Source organism: Chitinophagales bacterium (genome assembly GCA_019638515.1).
GTDB lineage: Bacteria > Bacteroidota > Bacteroidia > Chitinophagales > LD1 > UBA7692.
On record JAHBTS010000003.1, the window covers coordinates 1 to 19050 of the forward strand.

10 protein-coding genes are annotated in these 19050 nt (G+C 42.5%); 2 read left to right on the forward strand and 8 right to left on the reverse strand.

What is annotated here, in order from left to right; translation table 11 throughout:
* From KF872_06710 to purL, 3 genes are all read right to left on the reverse strand, one after another.
* Positions 1 to 7384, reverse strand: a 7384-nt coding sequence (locus tag KF872_06710; GenBank protein MBX2903231.1) for a putative Ig domain-containing protein, incomplete at its 3' end; no start/stop codon positions are given.
* 14 nt (positions 7385 to 7398) lie between these two features.
* Positions 7399 to 8544 (reverse strand): hypothetical protein, encoded by a 1146-nt coding sequence (locus KF872_06715; protein MBX2903232.1) that lies wholly within the window; start codon positions 8542 to 8544, stop codon positions 7399 to 7401.
* 516 nt (positions 8545 to 9060) lie between these two features.
* Complete coding sequence (purL, locus tag KF872_06720) at positions 9061 to 11292, reverse strand: phosphoribosylformylglycinamidine synthase subunit PurL (protein ID MBX2903233.1); 2232 nt, start codon at positions 11290 to 11292, stop codon at positions 9061 to 9063.
* A 238-nt stretch (positions 11293 to 11530) separates the two neighbouring features.
* On the opposite strand from purL, the gene KF872_06725 reads away from it, so the two are divergent.
* The gene (locus tag KF872_06725) at positions 11531 to 13417 is read left to right on the forward strand and encodes an ABC-F family ATP-binding cassette domain-containing protein (protein MBX2903234.1); all 1887 of its coding nucleotides are present in this window, start codon (positions 11531 to 11533) and stop codon (positions 13415 to 13417) included.
* On the opposite strand, the gene KF872_06730 is transcribed toward KF872_06725, so the two are convergent.
* Genes KF872_06730 through KF872_06745 form a run of 4 tightly spaced genes read right to left on the reverse strand, consistent with a single transcriptional unit; the run spans position 13414 to position 17360 of the window.
* On the reverse strand, positions 13414 to 14331 hold the full coding sequence (locus tag KF872_06730; protein MBX2903235.1) for a hypothetical protein: 918 nt from the start codon (positions 14329 to 14331) through the stop codon (positions 13414 to 13416). The two genes, KF872_06725 and KF872_06730, sit on opposite strands and share 4 nt — an antisense overlap.
* Positions 14328 to 15263 carry a hypothetical protein gene (locus KF872_06735; GenBank protein ID MBX2903236.1) on the reverse strand — a complete coding sequence of 312 codons (936 nt, stop codon included), beginning with the start codon at positions 15261 to 15263 and terminating at the stop codon, positions 14328 to 14330. The genes KF872_06730 and KF872_06735 overlap by 4 nt, the downstream gene beginning before the upstream one ends.
* Before the next feature lie 4 nt (positions 15264 to 15267).
* The gene (locus KF872_06740) at positions 15268 to 17013 is read right to left on the reverse strand and encodes a family 16 glycosylhydrolase (GenBank protein MBX2903237.1); all 1746 of its coding nucleotides are present in this window, start codon (positions 17011 to 17013) and stop codon (positions 15268 to 15270) included.
* A complete protein-coding gene (locus tag KF872_06745) occupies positions 17013 to 17360 on the reverse strand; it encodes a DUF4296 domain-containing protein (protein MBX2903238.1) in 348 nt (115 codons plus the stop codon). The genes KF872_06740 and KF872_06745 overlap by 1 nt, the downstream gene beginning before the upstream one ends.
* Positions 17361 to 17373: 13 nt before the next feature.
* Here KF872_06745 and KF872_06750 point away from each other — a divergent pair, with 13 nt between their 5' ends.
* On the forward strand, positions 17374 to 18045 hold the full coding sequence (locus KF872_06750; GenBank protein MBX2903239.1) for a YggS family pyridoxal phosphate-dependent enzyme: 672 nt from the start codon (positions 17374 to 17376) through the stop codon (positions 18043 to 18045).
* On the opposite strand, the gene KF872_06755 is transcribed toward KF872_06750, so the two are convergent.
* Entirely contained in the window at positions 18036 to 18980 is a 945-nt protein-coding gene (locus KF872_06755; protein ID MBX2903240.1) for a hydrogen peroxide-inducible genes activator, read from the reverse strand. The two genes, KF872_06750 and KF872_06755, sit on opposite strands and share 10 nt — an antisense overlap.
* Between the last annotated feature and the right edge of the window lie 70 nt (positions 18981 to 19050).

Below are 19050 nucleotides of genomic sequence, written 5' to 3' on the forward strand. Positions count from 1 at the left end.
AATCAAATCCATTTTGCTGAATCGCCAGTGGGTTGGTTAGGTTGCCTACATTAAACACCTTAAAGTATCCACTCGTAAAGTCGTTGTTCATATAGTCGCCATCTTCGTTGGAACCTGAATACTTGGTTAAGTATAAAGCATTCATACTGGTGATATCATCATCTTCGGTGCAATGGTTGCCGTTTACATTATTTGCAGCTGCTGTAGCAACTAAATCGTCAAAGTCTGCCTGGCTAAAGTATAAGCGTAGCGATACATCGGTTGGATTGGCATTACCATCGTGGAATTTTGTACTTGGATCCGGATAAGAGCCAGATTTCACTACAAAGTGCCTGCGCATAGCTGCAAGTAACGTACCGGAGCATGAAGTTCCTAAATTTGGAACTTGTGGTGCTACTGCTTCTCTATAAGACTCTACAGTAACCATTCCCAAATCCACACCATTATCTTTTACAGAAGCTATTACTTCGCTTGCCGAACCTTGCTTTCTAAAGTGTACCCACTCGTTGAAACCTTTCAAAATACATTGGCTTTGGGCATTACCAGGTGTAAGTACATTTGGAAGTGTGGTTGGCAAACCTGTATTCTTACCAAGAGTAGATGTAGCTTTACAACCGTTGGCATCGGTAACTTCAAATGTATGGATTCCTGCACCCATCGGTGTTCTGTATATTTTCAATACTTCGCCTCCAGATGTATATACTACGGCAGACCCTCCACTTATATCGTTCACCGTATAAGTTGGCATTCCACCAGATGCACTGGTGTAAATATAATCCCACTCCCCTCCGCCTACTGTTCCTGCACAATCTTCCATAGTGCTGGTAAGCGATGGAGTTGGCAATATAGTAAGCTCAACTTCATCAGATGCTGCCGCACAGCCCGAACCACTTCTGTTATACGTAACTTTAAATTTATACAACTTATCTAAAGTATTATCAGGGTTGGTTAACGGTGCTGTATGCAACGAATCGTTTACAGCTCCGCTTATATTGCTATAGGTTGATGTGCCGTAATCGAATATGGCCCATTGGTAAGTAATTGTTCCACTGCCGCCTCCGGTTGTGCTTGTATTCAACACAAACACATCGTTGTTACAACCTACCGAGTCGCTTCCTTCAGGAAGTATTGTAATAGCTGGTGCTGAATTTATAGTAACCGCTACGCTTGATGAAGTTACACCTGCACCGCAAGATGCACTCACTACCACATCATAACTGCCACCATCCGTTGCAAGAGGGGCGGTAAGCACTAAAGTGGCAGTTCCCTGACCCGAAACAACACTATTGTTAGAAACCGGAACTCCATTTTTTCTCCATACAAAAGTTAAACCGGAGCCTGTAGCCGAAACAGAGATTGTTTGCGAACCTGTTCCTTCACAAGTAGCAGCCGGAGCTGTTGGCTGTGTATCAATAGTAGCCGCTACACAACAAGAAGTTGTAGAAGCAGTAAGTTGAAGCGGTGCAGAGTAGCAAGAGCCGCTATATGACCATACATACAAAGTGTAGGTATTGCCGCAAGTAAGCCCCGTTTGTGTAAAGGTGGTACTTACTCCATTATCGATAGCAGTGGCATAATTATTAGTAGTATTATACTTATAGCCGCTTACACCCGATACTGCAGACCAATTCCACACAATTTGATTTTGACCTGGTGTATGCGTTCCGGCTGTGGGTGCTGCAGGATTAGCATTTACGGTAATAGTACCAGTTGCCGTGTTCGTTCCACCCGTGCAACCGCCCGTCATCGTTACCGTGTAGTTAAATGTACCGCTTACAGTTGGAGTACCACTAATGGTTACGGTATTAGCCAACCAACTGCCCGTTACACCTGTCGGCAATCCGCTAAACGTAGCTCCCGTTGCTCCCGTAGTGGCTAAACTAATACTTGTGATTGGTGTATTGATACATGTAGTCCGGTTTTCACCTGCCGCTATTGTGTTGTATGGGTTCACCGTTATGGTGCCAGTGGCCGTGTTCGTGCCTCCAGTGCAGCCACCCGTCATCGTTACCGTGTAGTTAAACGTACCGCTTGCCGTAGGTGTACCGCTTATGGTGGCAACATTAGCTGACCAACTGCCCGTTACACCTGCCGGCAATCCGCTAAACGTAGCTCCCGTTGCTCCCATAGTGGCTAAACTAATACTTGTGATTGCCGTATTGATACAAGTAGTTCTGTTTACACCTGCTGCTATTGTGTTGTATGGGTCTACGGTAATAGTTCCCGTTGCCGTATTTGTTCCGCCCGTGCAGCCACCCGTCATCGTTACCGTGTAGTTAAATGTACCGCTTACGGTAGGAGTACCACTAATGGTTACGGTATTAGCTGACCAACTGCCCGTTACACCTGCCGGTAATCCGCTGAATGTTGCTCCCGTTGCTCCCGTAGTAGCTAAACTAATATTTGTGATTGGTGTATTGATACATGTAGTCCGGTTTACACCTGCTGCTATTGTGTTGTATGGGTTTACGGTAATAGTTCCCGTTGCCGATACACTGCCGCAACCACCCGTTAATGGTATATTGTAATTAAACACTCCGCTTGCTGTTGGTGTGCCGCTAATAGTAATCGTATTACTGCTAAACGAAGCCGTTACACCCGCAGGCAAGCCTGTTGCAGTGCCCGTTCCCGTTGCACCTGTTGTGGTATGCGTAATAGCAGTAATGGCAGTATTTACACATGTTGTTGGTGATGAAGAGGCTGCGCCAACTGTATTATTAGGAGAAATTGTTATACTCATAGTTCTTGCAGTACCGCTACCGCAGGTGCCATTGGCTTTTACACTCAAAGTTCCACTGGTTGCTGAAGCTGAAAAATCTATGGTAACAGAATTTCCTGTTCCGTTTATTGTAGCGCCTGTTCCACTATACGACCATGTATAAGAACTAGCGCCACTTACTGCGGGAACTGTATAAACCACACCGTTCTGCCCACGGCACACAGATGCCGAAGACACTGTAAAATTACCCGGCTGCTGTGGTACATCATTTACAGTTATAGTAATGCTTTTGCAAGCAGACGTGCCATTGCAACCTTTGGTAAATACATAATAAGTATAAGTGCCTGCTGTATTATAGGTAATGGTTCGGCTGGCTGCTTGGCAAGCTGCATCATCAAAAATATGTGCCAATAATGGATATGGAATCCCTTCTTTACAGGTAAGAAACAAAAATGGAGTTGTCCAGTTATAGCTGCTGCCTTCCGACAAAACACCATTCACAGTTAAAGTAGTAGTAGTTCCCACACAAAACGTAGTACCTGCAGAAGACGTAATGCTATTCACCACATCACCTGCGCTAGTGGTAAACGACCACACTGGCATATTAGATGCAATAGCAGTTCCAAAACCATTTCTCGGTACTATCTTCCAATAATAGGTTGTACTTGCCGATAAGGTTGGTTTAAAATAAGAACTGTTTTGGTTGGTAGAAACCCGAACCGAAGCATCGGCATTTGTTACCAATGTTAGATTGGTGCTTACATACACATCATAACCCGTAGGGCTTCCATCTACTGCATTCCACGAAAGAACCGTATTAGTACATTGCCCTGTGGCACCATTGGCAGGCGCATTGTAGGCAATACATTGCGGTACTGCCGAAGCCGCCACCGGAACATTTCTGGTAAACAAAATCTTTGTATTGGTTTGCGGAATGGTTGTTAAGTTATTCTTTACACCACTGCTAAACGTTGCCGTATTAGCCGTTTGCTGTGTAAACAATTTAGTTACATCTAAAGTTCCCGATAGAGAAGCAGAGTTCATTCCGGAAGTGTATCTATTACTGTTTTCGTCTGAACCATTCGTCATGGTTCCATATTGAAATTCTATGTTTCCGTTGGCTTCGTAAAGTTTTACTTGGAAATTGTAGTTGCCATAATAACAAGGTGAACCACAATTAGAAGAAACCGGCCTCGATAAACCTCTCCATTGAACAGTCAATACTCTATTAGGTGCTGTGCCACTCACCAAATAATGCACCGATGAATTAAGACTGTACCCATTGGTAATTAAATTATCGTAGAAAGGCGCAATAGTTTGCAAAGTACCAAACGAACCCGCTTTTGTAAATGTGTTGTAGTTGTCGCCAGAATAAGCATCGCCACTTCCACACGATGGTAATGGATTTCCTGTAGCATCAGATGAGGTATTGAACGTAATAAAACCATTGGTAGAAATACGAAACTGCGTATGGTTATTTCCATCGTAAGGGAAAGAAAATCCTATATTGATATTGTTACTCAGGTTATTATCCGAAGTGCCGTTGCGCCAATTGGTAACAGCCGTGCCACTACCTGCAATGTCGGCATACGCAACACCTGTATTTCTGCTCGCTGTATAGGCATCTAACCCTTTTTTATTAGCTGCAATAGCTATACGATTGTTGCTTTCGCACAGCGAAACACTGTTATACTTTGCTACATAATAATTTGTAGTGGTAGTAATTGACGGGCTAAATGGATTGGCGGTACTTACTACAGTTCCACCTGTTGCCGCATTATACCAACGGAAACTCTCATTAGCACCCAATGAACCTCCATTTAAAGAAACTGTACCATTGCTGCAATTATAGGTAGCCGTAGGCGTTGGGTCGGTAGGCACCGGAATGGCAGCATTTACCACCACACTTGCCGAAGCCGCAGAAGTGCAACCATAAGAGTTAGTTACTACAAACGTATAGGAGCCACCTGTTAGCCCGCTCAGCGTGCCCGAAGTGCCCGATCCGGATAAAGAACCGCTTGGTGTTCCTGTAACTGTCCAAGAGCCGCTGGCAGGTAAGTTGTTTAATTGCACACTACCCGTACCTACCAAGCAAGTTGGTTGCGTAACAGTGCCAATGGTTGGCGCTGAAGGAATTGGATTTACCGTAGCCGTTACCTGTGTGCGTGGGCTACTGGTACAAGTGCCAACCGTAGCCGCTACCCAATAGTTGGTAGTGCTTGTAATGCTCGGTGTAGTATAGCTTGCTCCGCTATGCAGAGAAGTGCCACCCGAAGCAGCTGCATACCAATTTATAGTTCCCGAACTGGCAGTTGCCGATAGTGCCACTGTGCCCGTTCCGCAACGCGAACCGGGTGTAACTGCTGTAATAGAAGGTGTTGCCACCACAGTAATATTTACCGTTGCCGTAGTAGAACCACAACCATTGGTTGCTGTAACCGTATAGGCTGTTGCTGCCTTAGCCGCAGTAGGCGTGCCGCTAATGGTGCCATTAGAAGTATTGAGCGACAAGCCCGCAGGCAATGCCGGACTAATACCAAATGTAGAAGCCGTGCCCGTAAATGTGGCTGTATTATTAGTTATTGCCACTCCTGTACAATAGGAAGCAGTAGGCACTGCATAGCTGAGCGCAGTTGGTTTTTGATTAACCGTTATAGAAAGCGCCTTTGTAGTGCTGCCGCAAGCATTATTTACGGTAACGGTATAGTTAGCTGTTGCCGTAGCCGTTGTGGGTGTACCGCTGATAGTTCCGTTAGAAGTATTAAGCAACAAGCCCGCAGGCAATGCCGGGCTAACCGAATAAGAAGTAGCCGGTGCCCCGGTAAACGAAGGCGTATTAGCAGCTATTGCCGTTCCGGTGCAATACACAGGAGCATTATTAGTATAAGTAAGATTAGAAGGCGCTGCCAACGTGGTAAACGAAACTTGATTGCCATAAACCGTACCGCTGGAGGTGGTTACATAGGTGCGCACATAATACAGCGTGCCGTTGGCAAGCCCGCTAAGGCTCGAAGTAAAAGCACCCGTAGTGCCCGAAGCCGTTACCTTGCTGTTGGCAATAGTAGGGTTGGCAGTAGTGGCATACACCACTCCGCGTTCCGAAATAGTGCAAGGATCAGTAGCTGCCGCAGTAACGTTGCCGCCTGTGCTTGCCGTAGTGCAGCCTATACCGCTTGCCGCAGTAGTAGTAGCAGTGGGTTGGTTGCAGCAATCGGTTCTTATATTCCAAATGGTGTACACTGTAGATTGTGCACACCCGCCCGAAGTGGTACTGGTAGCTCTTATTTTTACCGAGCCTGTGGCTCCCGAAGTGTTGATGGCAGCGCCCGGTGTATAAGCCGTATAAGTTGCCCCATCGTTGATGCTCACCTCGTACGTATTGGAACTTCCGCTACCGTTGTTAAAAGTTACTTTCCCTGTATTTTGACCCGGGCAGATGCCTAAAACAGTTACGTTAACCAACATATTATCACTCACATTGCAGGGCGATCCGGTAGTAGTCATGGTTAAGGTTGCAGTTCCCGTCCACAATGGATCGTTCGGTATCCAAGTAGGATTGGTTACTGTATTAGAAGGCGAGAACGAACCCGCTACCGAGCTGCTCCAACTCACTCCTATAGCATTCGTATAACTGCCGCTGAGCGATGCCGCTACTCCTCTGCCTACCGTTACATCACTACCCGCATTGGCGGTGGGTGGATTAACTATGGCTATACTTACCGAAGCAGAAGTGCTGCCACAAGCATTAGTAACAGTAACTGTATAATTAGTTGCCGCCTGCGCATTGCTTGGCGTACCTGTAATACTTCCATTGCTTGTATTGAAACTTAAACCCGTGGGCAATGCCGGGCTTATACTATAGCTCGTTGCCGATGAACCGCTAAACGAAGGATTATTGGCTGTAATAGCTTGCCCTTTGCAATAAGTGGCAGGGCTTGCACTATAGGTAAGATTGGTTGGAGCGGTGCAAGGAATGGTATATGTTACTCGTAAAACAGGCCTTCGTGTTATATCCGTTGTCCCATTTCCTGCACCATCAGCACCATAAATATAAAAGCCAAAATTACCACTACCTCTCGAAAATCCTAAATTAACTGCCTGTGTTTTATTTGAGTTTAAGAATGTAACTCCGGTAGCATTAATACCTCTAACCTTTGCACCGGCAGGGTCTAAATTTCCATTACTAGATTCGTGCGCTGATGTCTGTCCGATTGCATTCCAAACTGCCGTTGCAGTCATAGAACCAGGATCTCCCGTAAAGAATTTTAAATAATTTTTATCGGCAGAACCACTACTTGTTTGTACATAGAAATGTACCTCCGCAGCAGTAATGGTAGCATTAGATGGGACATAACTTTGAATGTTAAAGCGCGCCCATCCTCGAAATGCTTGGCTTACCCCATGTCTTAAATATCCATAGTTTTTTGTCGTAATATTCTCTATACGTCCGGAATTAGGATTAACTGCTCCCGTACATGGAATATCTACAGTTACTTGTGCCGATGCAAACGTTGACATTAGCACAAACAACAATAAGGCACTTTTCAGTTTATTAAAAGGATAAGCCTGTAAGTGAATAGCCTCCAAAGCCATACGCTTTCCTTTAAGTGAAATAAGGTTCATATTTTCGTTTAAAAACGGTAAAAAAGTATTGGTAGTTCTCATTGCTTCTCTATCGTTTAAGGGTTAGTAATGGTATTGATACTCGGTGGTGTAGGAAGAGGCGTGATGCTTACCACGGCACTGCCGTTCATATCTGCACCGCAATAAGTGCCATTGGCAACTGATTTTACGGTATAAGTGCCTGCCACAGTTTGGTTGCCAAACGAGATAGCACTGCCCGTGCCTGCCACCGCAGCACCCACTGCCGAGCCATCTCTATAAAGCTGGTAGCTAATGCCGGATTGCGAGCCGCTTAGCCCAACAGCCGTGCCGCTGCCGCCACTACAATAACTGCCGCCACCGGTAACGCTATAAACCGTTGGAGCTGTGCAACAAGCACCTTGTGTGTAAGTAACAACAACTGCACCATTGGCACCATTAGCTCCTGCTCTGCTACCGGAAACATATACTGTGGAACCACCACCTCCACCACCATAAGCATTACCGGGGTTTCCATTACTTCCCCCATTTGATGTAGTAGAAACTCCGGTTCCACCACTACCGCCACCGGTTGCACCTCCGCTTCCGGCAGTTACTATACCACCGTTACCTCCTGCAGCCGTAGTTCCGGCTCCTCCGCCACCACCTCCGCTTTGGTCTGTGAAACTAGTATTAGGATTACTATTACCCCCATTACCACCTTTAAATCCTTGATTTGCCGGTATATTATTGGCTATGGCACCACCAGCTCCGCCAGCTCCGGCAGAAGAAGAACTTGAAGCCATTTGCCCTCCCAAACCCCCTGCGGCTTTAATAAAATTGATAGAATTATAGGTAACAGCACTATAACCACCCGTGTTACCTGTGTTAGCCGATACACCTGTACCTCCCGCCCCTACAACAATAGATAACTGCCCTCCGGGAGTAACCGTATAATTCGATACTGTAACACAAGCACCACCACCACCACCACCACCATTCCTATCTGTACTTCTTGCACCCCCACCGGCTCCACCGGCACCATAGCAAGTAACCGTAACAGATGTTACTCCACAAGGTATTGTCCAATTACAAGAACCCGGAGTAGTAAATGCTACTGTATATGGGTTAGAACCTGTGGTAGCCGGGCTACACTGTGCCCAAGCAGATACAGGAAGAAGCAGTAATAAAGAAAAACTAGTTATTAAAAAATATACCTTTAGGATGAAGTATTTTTTTAGCATATAATAAAGATATTTTAAACTGTTTGATAATAATTCCAACTGAAAGAGAAGTATATGGATACACTTCTTTTATCTTAATTAACCATACCAATGCCTTAAATTCTTAAATGAATTGACACTTTTAAAATAGCAATGGAAAAACTAGGTAACAGAGGAGAAAAAAAGGTACTAATTGGAGTTGATTTACTTACGATTAATGAATAATTTCAATGTTTAAGTTTAGAAGTGTTATAGCTTTACTTTTCGTTTTAACATAAGTAATCCGTCTTATTCTTGGTGCAAAGTTAAATTTATTCATTACAATGTAAATGGGATGAAATACTATAATTACGTTTTTTTAAGTTAAAAACAACCGAAACAGCAATATAAACTCACAACAAATGAAAGTCAATACCCTCTTTGTATTTTATTTTCACTGTTTGATGCGGAAAAAAATGCTCTCGAAAGTACTATTAAAGGAAATAACAGCACTATAACCCTTTGCGGGATGGCGTTCATAAATACATAAAGCAAGAACTATCCTGCTAATGTTTCTTCTAATGCACTGTTGTATTGGTTTTTAAACTGAGCTGCAGTTCCCCAATTTTCGCCATTGATTACAATGCTAGCATTGGTTACTATTCCTAAAAACTCATGTGACTGATTGCCTACTAAACTTAAAAACGCAGCTTTCTTTTCTGCCGATACGCTTACTACTACGCGGCTTTGGCTTTCGCCAAATAACCACGCATCATTCCTGATGGTGGTGGCATTTTTTACGTCCACACCCAAACCGTTTACCATTGCAGATTCTAGCAATGCAATAAACAAGCCCCCTTCGCTTACATCATGGGCAGATTCAATTGCTTCTTCGGCAATAAGTTTCTTAAGCAACTGCTGTAACTGCAACTCTTCGTTTATATCGAAATAAGGAGTTGAAGAGCTTTCGATGCCATGATATTTAACCAAGTATTCTGAGCTGGAAATATCGCTGCGCGAAGTTCCTAAGAGATAAATTTCACTACCGGAGTTTTTAAAGTTTAAGGTCATGGCATTTTGCCAGTGGCTCAGCAGCCCAATCATACCAATAGTTGGTGTTGGAAATACCGCACCACCTTCGGTACTTTGGTTGTAGAAACTTACATTACCACCTGTAACAGGAGTGCCCAGCGCTTCGCAGGCTATGCCCATTCCTTTAAGTGCATTTACAAACTGCCAATACACATGCGGATTATATGGATTTCCAAAATTAAGACAGTTGGTAATGGCACTCGGGTCGCCACCACTGCATACAATATTTCTAGCAGCTTCGGCTACGGCAATTTGCCCGCCAACTAAAGGATTTGCCCACACATAGCGCGCATTGCAATCAACAGTAACTGCTAGTGCTTTATCGCTATTTGGCTGCACGCGCACTACTGCTGCATCGCTCGGGCGATTCGAAGATGTGTTGGCTACACCTACCATGCTATCGTACTGTGTGTACACCCATTTTTTGCTGGCAATATTGAGCGAACTTACCAGCATATTGGCTACTTGTTTTAAATTTTCGGGAACTACTACTGCATCTATGTTAAACTTCAAGTTTTCGGCAAAATAAGGAGGTTCCGAAAATTCTCTTTCATATACCGGAGCTCCGCCACCAAGCACTAAACTTTCGGCAGGAACTTTGGCTACTAAAGTTTCACCCATATAGTATTCTAAAACTCCGGTTCCGGTTACTTCGCCAATAATGGCACAATGCAAATCCCACTTTTCAAACACCGCCTCTACTGCTGCTTCCATACCTTTCTTCACCACAATAAGCATACGCTCTTGCGACTCGCTCAGCAATATTTCCCATGGTTTCATACTTGCTTGGCGGGTAGGTACTTTCTCTAACTGAATGCGCATACCTGCATTTCCTTTGGCACTCATTTCGGAGGTAGAGCAGGTAATTCCTGCTGCACCCATATCTTGCATGCCCACTACGGCTCCGGTTTTTATTACTTCAAGCGAAGCCTCTAGCAATAGCTTTTCCTGAAATGGGTCGCCTACCTGCACCGCAGGCAAATCGTTTACACTATCTGCCGTAATATCTTTTGAGGCAAATGCTGCACCATGAATACCGTCTTTTCCGGTGGAGCTGCCTACAATATACACCAAATTTCCCTCGCCTTCGGCAATGGCCGAAACGGTTTCGTTTGTTTTTACTATTCCCACACTCATGGCATTTACCAAAGGATTGGTTTGGTACACCGAATCAAAATATACTTCGCCCGCTACGGTAGGCACACCAAAGCAGTTGCCGTAATCGCCAATTCCTTTCACTACACCTTTTAAAAGATACTTAGTACGTTCATTTTTTAAATCGCCAAAACGCAAAGAATTGAGTGCACAAATGGGGCGCGCGCCCATTGTAAAAATATCGCGATGAATACCGCCCACTCCGGTTGCAGCTCCTTGGTATGGCTCCAGTGCGCTGGGGTGGTTATGGCTTTCTATTTTAAATGCACATGCCAGTCCATCGCCCACATCTACCAATCCTGCATTTTCTTCTCCGGCTTCTACCAGCAAGTGTTTTCCTTTGCGCGGCAACTTCTTTAAGTATATAATAGAATTTTTGTAAGAACAGTGCTCGCTCCACATTACAGAATAGATACTCAACTCCGTAAAATTGGGCGTACGGCCAAGAATTTCCCTAATTTTCTCAAATTCCTCTGGGCGAAGACCGAGTTGCTGTGCTTGTTCTAATGTTGCTGCTTGTAATGATGAAGTTAAGTCAGTCATGTTTGCTGATAGTTATAGTGCCTTGGCACCGGTAAAAAATTGGTGGCGCGAAACTATCATTCGCCAACCGCTTTTTAAAAAATAGTTTTCCAAATGAGTGAAAAACCTTCACAAACCAATAAAAACAAGCCATACGGTACAGTTGTGACTGCATGATTTTATCTTTTAAAACGCTCTTAGAGAATATAGAAGCCAATACACACCGCCCTTAGTTTCTAAAAATCCTTTTCTTCGCACCATGCATTACTTAAGTGCTGAAAAGCTCAGCAAGGTTTTTGCCGAAAAACCAATTTTCACAGATCTCACATTCCATATTTCTAAAGGCGATAAAATTTGTTTGGTAGCAGCCAACGGTAGCGGTAAAACTACATTGCTAAAAATTTTAGCAGGAAAAGAAGTACCCGAAAGCGGTAAAGTTTGGATTCATAAAGATGTAAGGTTGAGTTTCTTAGACCAAGATCCTGAGTTGGAAGAAAACAAAACCGTGTTGGAAAATATCTTTAGCCACAACCATCCGGTAGTGCAAGCAGTAAAAGAATACGAGCTACTTGCCGAAGCTGCTACCGACAGCGATGCGCTCCAACACGCTATGGGCAAAATGGACGAACTGAATGCATGGAATTTTGAAAGTTTGGTTCATCAGGTATTGAATAAATTAAACATACACCGATTAGAGCAACCCGTTGCCAAACTAAGCGGAGGACAGCGCAAACGCTTAGCCTTGGCAAAAGTACTCATAGACCTTTCCTTTTTTGAGCAGCACACACTGTTGGTATTAGACGAGCCAACCAACCACCTCGATTTTGAAATGATAGACTGGCTCAGTCATTTTCTTTCGGCAGAAAACAACACCCTGCTGCTGGTATCGCACGACCGCTACTTTTTAGATGAAGTATGTAACGAAGTATGGGAACTGGAAAACGGCAACCTCTACTTTCACCAAGGCGATTACGCTTACTACTTAGTAAAAAAAGTAGAGCGTGAAATTGCCGAAAATGCCAGTATTGAAAAGGCGCAAAACCGCTTTAGAAAAGAATTGGAATGGATGCGCAGGCAACCCAAAGCACGCACTACAAAATCGAAAAGCCGTATTGATGCTTTTTATGAAGTAGAAGAAAAAGCACACTCGGGCAAAAAACATGAACAGCTGCAATTACAAGTAAAAATGACTAGGCTTGGCGGCAAAATTTTAGAGTTTAAAAAGGTGTATAAAGCCTTTGGCGAGCGCATTATACTCAAAGGATTCGATTACACATTTAAACGTGGAGAACGCATTGGTATTATTGGAAAAAACGGTACCGGGAAAACCACTTTCCTAAATATGATTATGAATATGGAAAGTGCCGATTCGGGAAAAATAAACCAAGGCGAAACCGTTGTATTTGGCTACTTTTCGCAAACCGGTATCCAATTAAAAGAAGACCAACGTGTAATAGAATTTGTAAAAAATATTGCCGAACACTTTCCACTTGCCGATGGCACTAAAGTAATGGCAGGTCAATTTTTACAACGCTTTTTATTTACACCCGAACAGCAGTTTTCGTTCATAAGTAAACTAAGCGGAGGTGAGCGCAAGCGCCTACAATTGCTGAGTGTGTTATACCAAAACCCCAATTTTTTAATACTGGATGAACCTACCAACGATTTAGATTTGGTTACCCTTCAAGTATTAGAAGAGTTTATACAAAGCTACGAAGGCTGCCTGCTATTGGTTTCGCACGATCGCTACTTTATGGATAAATTGGTAGATCACCTTTTTGTGTTTGAAGGCAATGGTGAAATTACCGATTTTCCGGGTAACTACACACAATACAGGAATGAAGTGCTGGCTTCTAAGAGCACTAAAAGCGAGCCTAAAGCAATTGCGGAGCCAACAACCACTCAAGCAAAGCCTGAACAACACACTACTAAGCGCAAGCTATCTTTTAAAGAAAAAAATGAGTTTGAGAAATTAGAAAAAGAACTACCTGCTCTCGAAAACCGCAAAGCAACTCTAAACGAACAAATTGCTGCCGGCAACTTACCTTACGAAAACCTACAACCGCTTTTAGACGAATTGGCTACCATTACCATAGAATTAGAAAATAAAGAACTGCGCTGGCTAGAGCTAAGCGAAATAGCTTAAAGCGCCTCTACTTTTGCAGCAACACTGTTTATTTTTTCATCATAAATTGCTACACCATGGTTATGGAAAAGAGCCGTAGCATAGTGTAATTCTTTTGCAGCTTCTTCTTTTTGTTTGCTTACTGCCAACGCTTCAGCAAGGTGCAGGTGAGCCAATGCAATGTATCGCCAACTAGAACCTTTTTCTATACGCGCAATAGAGTTTCTAATAAGCTTTAACCCATACTCACTATTACCCATTTCCACTTCAGAGTAGCCCAAATTCATTTGAGCTACCAATATCATTCCGTCATCCTTCTCAGCTTTTCCAATTTCCATTATACGCTTATTTATTGCCATACGCTCGTGTACTTGCGATTCTTCCAGCAGCGAGCACAGTCTATTTAAACATAGCACAATACCGCGGTTATCGTTTATGCTTTCGTACCACCAAAGCGCCTTTGCATTATATTCCTTTAACTCCAAATTAGTTTCGCCATTACGGGCATACTGGGCACGATTATGCCAAAGCGATGCTATCATTTTAATATCCTCAATGCTGCCCGCTTCTGCTGCGGGAGCTACTGCAGCAATAGCTGCATTAAAATGTCGTTCAGATTCGGCAAATTTTTTATTCATATCATAACTTACAGAAAGTTGCCTATGTATGCTTGCCAATTCCGGCACTCGGCTATGCGATTCTAGTATTGCCAGCATGGCTTCTCCTGTTTCTTCATGCAGTTCAAAATGTACTAACTTTTGTAATGCAAACAAGAATACATCGGCACTCTTTGCCGCTTCTGCAATATCGCCTTCTTCGATAGCGCTATAAAACTTCGCCAACGGATCTTCTAACAGTACAAAAAAATTGATGCCGCTTGCTTTCTTACAGGCATCTATGCATGCATCAAGTTGTTGATGGGGTGTGGTACTCATAACTGTGAATCAATTTTTTCTAGTTGCTCCAAAATATTATGTCGCAGTAATTTTATGCTTTCTGAATACACCGTAATTCCTGCCTTTGTAAATATCTCTTCAGAAAAATTACACTTCTCAAGGGCTTCCGTATTTCTTCCTGTACGATGATATGCTTCTGCTAAATTCAAATTAGCAAGTGCAGCATACCTGCCGCTGGTAGATTTTTCTATCTCCCTAACTCCATTTTCCATTAGCTTAAATCCATACGCATGGTTACCATTTTCTATTTCGGCATATCCCCAATTAACATGTGCCAACTCACCCATAATCCAATCGCCTGTTTCGTTGGCAATAGTTACTATTCGCTGGTATATTCTAATGCGCTCCTCTATTTTATTGCTTTCTGTAAGCGTGCCAATTTGGTTAAGGCAAAGCATAATGCCCCGTTTGTAATCTATTTGCTCATACAGCAACATAGCTTTAGCTGCATACGCCTTTATCTCTGCCTTGCTTTCGCCATTGCGCACTTGCTGGCATCTATTATACCACAGCCCTGCCAATATATTGATGGCAACAGTATCGCCACTTTCTGCAAAGGGTTCTATTACTCGTACGCCTGCATGAAAATGCTCTTCAGATGCTGCAAAATTATTTTCCATATCGTAAGAAACCGCCAACTGCATGTGAATACTGGCAATGTGCTTGGGCTTACCAATGGAGTAAAGCAAATTCAAAAAGGCATTTCCAAGATTCTTATGTAGCTCATACGCATCTATTTTTTTAATGGTATGAAGGAGTGCATTGGCATTGGATGCTGCCTTCTCGATATCATTCGCTCGAATATTTTCTTTAAACACACGAAAAGGTTCTTCTACCAAAATATGATAGTTGATGCCCAATTGCGCTTGACTTTGGCTAATTAAAGTTTCGAGTTCCAAGAAGTTGGTCATGGAGTTATTCTATTTTTATGTAGTCTATTATGGTTTCTTTATCGCTTTCTAAAAATGGAATATACGATTGAGTATAGATGGTGCCATCTTGGTAAATAGGGCTTCCTATCCAAAGAAACATGTGCTTATTGGGAATAGCGCAATACTCGGGTGTAAAGCAGGCTGTTTCTTTACCGTCAATAAACATACGCACCTTCTGCGGCTCCCATATTACTTCAAAAGTATGGAAGCGCTTAAACCAATCCGGAGATAAATCTTCTCCTAAAATATTGGCTGATTTTTGAGGAAAGCGGTCTATGGAATACTTACCATTCCATCGTTCTTCGCCCGGCTTTAGTAGCACATCTTTATGGCGCATGTAATCAATAATGGCATAGTTTATATTGCACATTCTATCCCACGCCTGCCACTCGCGGGTAGAACTCCACACTTCAAAATCTATTTCATACAGTTGCGTATTCCAAACCGGATCGCGCAAATAATTGTAAGGATTGGTTGTATCAATGGGGTCGGCATTCTGCTGGTACAACCATATATTGTGAATAATGCCATTAGGGCAACCTCCTCTTCCTATCATAGGAGCCAACTTGGCACGAATAGTTACATGCCCATACTTAAATGTTTGCCCCATTTTTATTTCGCCCCAAGTTTTTTGCTTTTTAGCTTCGGTGGAACCGGGAATTAAAAGCCGAATGCCGTTTTTGCTGATGCTCACATTTTCTTTCCGCTGACCGAAAGATGCTCTTACAAGCGGAGTTTTAGCAATTTTACCGGTATAGAAATCATCGTGATTCCAATCTTCGGTAATAATATCCTTAAACCATCCGGTGCAAGTATCGCACAGTCTCTTCTCGCTGCTATCGAAAGGAATATAAAGCCGCCCAAGCGTTGTATCATTAGTGCCATCGAAACGCTCTTCTAAGAATGTAAACTTAAAATGTTTAGGCCCTACATAAGCTGTATTATCTAAATAATTTCGGTCGTTATTTTTCCTAATAGCAGCAAAAGGATTGGTGTGTTTCCAATCGGTTTGTTGCTGCATGATACTTGCAACAGTATCGGTTTGCACTACTAATGCAAATTCATAATTGCCTGGGCGTGCCGGTGTTTGCGAATCATCATCTGTTTCGTTCTTGGGGTCTAAACCTATACTGTAAGGAATAAAAGCCGTACGCTTTTCCCCTGCTGCCAATGTGATTGGCACTACTTGAGATGCACCATAAAAATTGTCTAAAATTTCGGCAGTATCGCTAGTAGTATTTACATTATACCAATAAGTTGTATTCTGGTAAAACACGCGTAAATAAAAGGTTTGAGCATGTTTTAACTTGTTGGCAATGTCCACCTTAGCAAATAATTTATTGGCACTCAAGCACGGATTAGGGAAGGCTACTTCGGCATACTTGTATATAGTATCTGCGTAGCGATATACACAACTGGGGCTATAAACATGCGTGTAATGCAAATTAAAATCAGGATGATGTCCTAATGGTTTAAATGAAACTTCGGCACCGCAATGGGCTTGTATAGTTGCTTTGTTTTGCAATTGAAGCTCCGGGAAAGAACTTTCTAACTGCTGCACACGATAATAGCTATAAGGCAACTTGCGCAACAAAAGCACCGAATCAAAATATGTGCGATTGGCAAGTACTTCTTTGTAATAATTCTTCTCTTTACAAAGCAATACTACTACTGCCGCCAATGCAGCTAACGAAACTAAAACAGGAAATAGAGGGTTGGATTTTTTCATTACTTTTCGGCTTGTATTGCAGCTTGCTGCTTACTTATTTCAACAATCATATTCTTGTAAATGCTATCCAAAATAGCTGCATGTTGTAAGTAGTAATTGAAACTTTCAAAAAACTGCTGCTCAGAAATTCCATGCTTTGCAAACACGCCTTTATAGAGTGCTTTTGTTCTGCTTTCGGTAGAGTTATCGGCTTCGCCTTCTCTATTGGCTAAGCCATCGGCATAATGAATATCTTGCAACACCAATTGCATTTTATCTGCCTCAATTAAATTGCTTGGAGCACTTTGCCGATTAGAGTTGCAAGCACACAGCAATCCGATACATAAAAACAATAAATACTTTTGCATGGTAAATTGAAGTATGAACATAACTGCTTTTGAAGAAATAAAATATGAATTAAATCAACACAAAGCAAGATTAGTAGCTGTTTCTAAGACACAATCTATTGAAAAGATAGCTGCACTGTACCATGCCGGACAACGCATTTTTGGCGAAAACAAAGTACAGGAAATGTGTGATAAACAATCTGTGCTCCCAAACAATATAGAATGGCATTTAATAGGTCATTTGCAACGCAACAAAGTAAAGTATATTGCTCCTTTTGTGAGTATGATACATTCCGTAGATAGTATGAAACTATTACAGGAAATAAACAAACAAGCGCTTAACAATAATAGAATTATTGCTTGTTTACTTCAATTTCATATTGCACAAGAAGAAACAAAATTTGGATTAAACGAAGCAGAAGCAAGCCAACTGCTACAATCTCCTACATTCTTAGAAATGAAAAATATTGCCATTTGCGGTGTAATGGGTATGGCAACCAATACAAACAACAAAGCGCTTATTAAACAAGAGTTTATGCAACTGCAATCTATTTTCGATAGCCTGAAAATACAGCACTTTAAAAATGATTCACGTTTTAAAGAAATTTCGATGGGCATGAGCAGCGACTATAAAATTGCACTGCAATGCGGCAGCACCTTGGTGCGTATAGGTAGCAAACTATTTGGCGAAAGAAACTATGAATAAGCAGGAATAACGGCAATGCCTCCATCTTTAAAATTTTGGCTTATGATACCCTGCACATATTGCTGAACATGCGTAGCGATAAGCATATTTAAGCGCTCCTTTGCATTTCCTCTTTTGTATAGCAAACTCACTTGCCGCACCGGCTTTGGCTGTTTAAATTTACGCAAGCCCAACTTGCGGGTGCTATCTAAACCAAGGCAAAATAATTCCGGTAAAATTGTAATTCCATTATTGGCTTCTACTAATTGCAGCAAGGTTTCCATACTGCCTGTTTTAATCTTAAAATTACTATGCTTGGGAGTGCTTCTTTTAAGATTGCAAATGTGCTCGAACTGCGAACTTAAGCAGTTGCCTTCTTCCAGCATCCACACTCTTTCGGTTTGAATATCGCTCGGCATTACATACTTTTTCATTTTGGTTTCTCTGGAAGAAACAAACACATGCAGCGGCTCTAAATACAGTGGCATTTCTACCATATCTTTTTGAAAGAGAGGCGTAGCAGCAATAGCAGCATTCACTTCGCCCGCCCTTAACTTCTCCAATAAGATTGGTGTTTGCAGCTCACTTACATACAATTTTAAATCGGGATACAAACCACCCAGAGTTGCCAAAGCAGGCATCAAAGCGGGTGCAATAGTTGGTATAACGGCAAGGTGATACTCTCCATAAATTTTAGTACTGGCACTAGCCGCAATATCTTGCAGCAATGCCACTTGCTGAACAATCTGCTGCGCCTGCAAAAGTACCTCGGCCCCAACCTCTGTAATGGCAACCGGAGTTATTGAACGGTCAAAAATTTGAACATTTAGCTCCTCCTCCAACTTTTGAATCATAGCGCTTAAAGTTGGTTGTGTTACAAAACAAGCTGCTGCTGCCTTTCCAAAATTTCGATACTGCTTTACCGCCAGTATATATTCTAACTGCTGAAAATTCATTATAGATAAAATCTATTACAATTATAGAAATTATTATTTCTATCTATAAAAAAACACTATAACTTTGCAG

Coding starts and splice junctions, on each gene's coding strand:
- KF872_06715 (MBX2903232.1), bottom strand. CDS start 8,544: ATGCTAAAAAAATACTTCATCCTAAAGGTATATTTTTTAATAACTAGT.
- purL (MBX2903233.1), bottom strand. CDS start 11,292: ATGACTGACTTAACTTCATCATTACAAGCAGCAACATTAGAACAAGCA.
- KF872_06725 (MBX2903234.1), top strand. CDS start 11,531: ATGCATTACTTAAGTGCTGAAAAGCTCAGCAAGGTTTTTGCCGAAAAA.
- KF872_06730 (MBX2903235.1), bottom strand. CDS start 14,331: ATGAGTACCACACCCCATCAACAACTTGATGCATGCATAGATGCCTGT.
- KF872_06735 (MBX2903236.1), bottom strand. CDS start 15,263: ATGACCAACTTCTTGGAACTCGAAACTTTAATTAGCCAAAGTCAAGCG.
- KF872_06740 (MBX2903237.1), bottom strand. CDS start 17,013: ATGAAAAAATCCAACCCTCTATTTCCTGTTTTAGTTTCGTTAGCTGCA.
- KF872_06745 (MBX2903238.1), bottom strand. CDS start 17,360: ATGCAAAAGTATTTATTGTTTTTATGTATCGGATTGCTGTGTGCTTGC.
- KF872_06750 (MBX2903239.1), top strand. CDS start 17,374: ATGAACATAACTGCTTTTGAAGAAATAAAATATGAATTAAATCAACAC.
- KF872_06755 (MBX2903240.1), bottom strand. CDS start 18,980: ATGAATTTTCAGCAGTTAGAATATATACTGGCGGTAAAGCAGTATCGA.